At 73.9% G+C, this 3,363-nt stretch carries 3 protein-coding genes; all 3 read left to right on the forward strand.

Going from position 1 to position 3,363, the window contains the following annotated elements; genetic code table 11:
* On the forward strand, positions 1-1,608 hold a 1,608-nt coding region (locus OQF71_RS14195; RefSeq protein ID WP_280588460.1), incomplete at its 5' end, for an anthranilate synthase component I family protein.
* Complete coding sequence (locus OQF71_RS14200; RefSeq protein ID WP_280588461.1) at positions 1,601-2,290, forward strand: aminodeoxychorismate/anthranilate synthase component II; 690 nt, start codon at positions 1,601-1,603, stop codon at positions 2,288-2,290. The genes OQF71_RS14195 and OQF71_RS14200, both read left to right, overlap by 8 nt.
* On the forward strand, positions 2,283-3,188 hold the full coding sequence (locus OQF71_RS14205; RefSeq protein WP_280588462.1) for an aminotransferase class IV: 906 nt from the start codon (positions 2,283-2,285) through the stop codon (positions 3,186-3,188). Before OQF71_RS14200 ends, OQF71_RS14205 begins: the two co-directional genes overlap by 8 nt.
* The last annotated feature ends 175 nt before the right edge of the window (positions 3,189-3,363 follow it).

Below are 3,363 nucleotides of genomic sequence, written 5' to 3' on the forward strand. Positions count from 1 at the left end.
GGGTACGCCGGCGCCGCCCCGGTCGAGCGGCTGACCGTCTCGGGCGCGGCCGCCGTCGCCGGAGGCGCCGTGGGCTACGCCGCCGACGCCCGCGACGGCACGGACGCGGGCGATCGGAGCCCGACCGGCGACTACCGGCGCCCGAGCCCGACGCTCGCGGCGCTTCAGGGGCTGCTCGACGGCGAGGCCCTCGCGCGCGGCGACTGCGAGGTCCCCTACCCCTGCGGTGCGTTCGGCTGGCTCTCCTACGACGTCGCCCGCGAGCTGGAGTCGCTCCCGGCGCCCGCGCCGGCGGGTCCCGGCGCGGTCGACGACCGCGGGCTCCCGCGGCTCCAGATCGGCGTCTTCGATCGAGTCGCGGCGTGGGAGCGTCCGACCGGTCCCGCTTCCGAGCGCTCCGGGGACGACGGCGACGCCGAGGCCGCCGACGCGGCTCCGCCCGTCGCCATCCGCGTGACCGCCTGTCCGCGCGTTCCCGAAGGGGTCGACGACCCGGCCGCCGACGGCGACGCCCTCGACGCGCTGTTCGACGAGGGGGTGGCGCGGGCCAGCGACCTCGTCGACCGGATCGAGACGGGGGATCCGAGCGTCGGCCCCGCTCCCGACCCGGACGCGTCGACGGCGACCTTCGAGAGCGACGTGGGCCGCGAGGGGTACGCCGAGGCGGTCCGCCGCGTGAAGGGGTACGTCCGCGACGGCGACACCTTCCAGGCGAACGTCTCGCAGCGCCTGCGGGCCCCGGCCGCGGTTCACCCGGTCGAGGCGTACGACGCGCTCCGAGCGGTGAACCCGGCGCCGTACTCCGGACTGCTCGAGTTCTCGCGGAGACCGGGGAGCGAGGACGACGGGAGCGAGGACGACGAGAGCGAGGCCGGTTCGGCGGGTGTCCCGTCCGGCGTCGACCTCGTGAGCGCGAGCCCGGAGCTCCTGTTGGAGCGCGTGCCGACCGACGACCCCGACCGCGGCGCCCGTCTCGTGACGGAACCGATCGCCGGGACGCGGCCGCGGGGGGAGACGCCGGACGACGACGCGGAACTGGAGGCGGAGCTGACCGGCGACGCGAAAGAGCGCGCCGAACACGCGATGCTCGTCGACTTGGAGCGCAACGACCTCGGGAAGGTCGCCCGGTTCGGCACGGTCGACGTCGCGGAGTACCGCCGCGTGGACCGGTACAGCGAGGTGATGCACCTCGTGAGCCTCGTCGAGGGCGAGGCGCGCCCGGACGTGGGCGTCGCCGACGCGATCGCCGCCTGCTTCCCCGGCGGGACCATCACGGGCGCGCCCAAGCCGCGGACGATGGAGATCATCGACGAGCTGGAGACGACGCGCCGGGGGCCGTACACCGGCTCGATGCTCGCCGCCGGCTTCGACGGTCGCGCGACCCTGAACATCGTCATCCGGACGCTGGTCCGCCACGCCGCGGAGTACCACCTGCGCGTGGGCGCCGGGATCGTCCACGACTCCGAGCCCGACGCGGAGTACGAGGAGACGCTCGCGAAGGCGCGCGCGCTGGTGACCGCCATCGACGAGGCGCTCGCGGCCGGGGGAATGGCAGTGAGCGGCACCGGGAACGCGGGCGACGCGGAGGGGGAGGCGGGCGATGACTGACGCGCCGTTCGCCGGCGTCGGCGCTGCCGCCGAGGGCGACGCCACCGGTGCCGGCGCCGTCGACATCGAAGCCGGCTGGCGACCCGGCGCCGGCGACGCCGAGGCGCGAGTGCTCGTCGTCGACAACTACGACTCGTTCGCGTACAACCTCGTTCAGTACGTCGGCGAGGTCGCCGGCGCGGTCGCGGTCCGGCGGAACGACGCGGTCGACTTGGCCGGGATCCGTGCGCTCGACCCCGACGGCGTCGTCGTCTCGCCCGGACCGGGCACCCCCGCGGAGGCCGGGGTCTCCACCGCCGTCTTCGACCTCGAAATCCCGGTTCTCGGCGTCTGCCTCGGCCACCAGGCGCTGTGCGCGAACCGCGGCAGCCGCGTGGGACACGCCCCGGAGGTCGTCCACGGCAAACCGTCGACGATCACCCACGACGACTCGGGGGTGTTCGCGGGGCTCCCCGACCGGCTTCGGGTCGGGCGGTACCACTCCCTGTGCGTCGAGCGCGCCGACCTGCCGGACGAACTCGTCGAGACCGCCCGCACGGAGGACGAGCGGGAGGTCGTCATGGGCGTGCGCCACTGCGAAAAGCCCCACATCGGCGTGCAGTTCCACCCCGAGAGCATCCTCACGCCGCGGGGCAAGGCGATGGTGGAGAACTTCGTGGAGGTGTGCGAGACGCATGGCTGATGAGCTGCGATACCACGTCGACGGCGAGGTCGTGCCCGCGAGCGAGGCGACCGTCTCGGTCGAGGACCGTGGGTTCGCCTACGGCGACGCCGCCTTCGAGACGCTGCGGGCGTACGGCGGCGACGTCTTCCGGTGGGGCGACCACGCCGCGCGGCTCGCCGACACCTGCGAGACGCTCGGGCTCGACCACGGCCTCGCGGACGCCAACCTGAAGGGGCGAATCGACGAGACGCTCGCCGCCAACGACCTCGCCGACGCGTACGTCAAGCTCTCGATCACGCGGGGGGTCCAGCCGGGCACGCTCGACCCGAAGCCGGAGGTGGACCCGACCGTCGTCGTCGTCGCGAAACCGCTCCCGCGGGGGGGCGTCGACTCCGATCCCGTTCACGACGGTCCGGCCGCGGTCCAGACGACGAAGCGCCGCAAGCCGTCCTCGCGCGCGCTGCCGGCGGACGCGAAGACCCACAACTACCTCAACGGGATCCTCGCTCGACTCGAACTCCGCGTCACCGGCGCGGACGAGGCGCTCATGCTCGACCCCGCGGGCAACGTCGCCGAGGGCGCGACCGCGAACGTCTTCTTCGCCAACGGGACCGCCCTGAAGACCCCCTCGCTCGACGGCCCGATCCTCCCCGGCGTCACCCGCCGGACCGTGATCGAGATAGCCGAAGAGGAGGGCGTCCCCGTCGAGGAGGGGAGCTACACCCCCGACGCGGTCCGCGAGGCTGACGAGGTCTTCCTCACCAACTCGACGTGGGAGATCCGCCCGGTCGAGACGGTCGACGGCCTCGCGGTCGACGGGGACGGCGACGGGGTCGAGGGACCCCTCACCACCCTTATCTCCCGGCTGTTCGACCGGCGCGTGGAGGAGCGGTACTACGACGGCGAGCGGCTGTAGTCGGCGGCGCTTATTTATGAATGAACACAGCGGTGGCGCGCCCCGGTGAGCGGCCCGGAGGGCCGCGAACCGCGAGGGACCGAAGGTCCCTCTGGCAGCCGGCGGCGGAGCCGCCGGCGACGACGGTGCGAGGGAGTCGCGAGCGAAGCGAGGAGGCAGATATGCCAATCAGGCG

It is taken from the genome of Halorubrum sp. Boch-26, from assembly GCF_029889805.1.
Taxonomy (GTDB): domain Archaea; phylum Halobacteriota; class Halobacteria; order Halobacteriales; family Haloferacaceae; genus Halorubrum.

Bases quoted from the DNA above. Each gene is read 5' to 3' on its own strand.
- OQF71_RS14200 (WP_280588461.1), top strand. From the start codon at position 1,601: ATGACTGACGCGCCGTTCGCCGGCGTCGGCGCTGCCGCCGAGGGCGAC.
- OQF71_RS14205 (WP_280588462.1), top strand. From the start codon at position 2,283: ATGGCTGATGAGCTGCGATACCACGTCGACGGCGAGGTCGTGCCCGCG.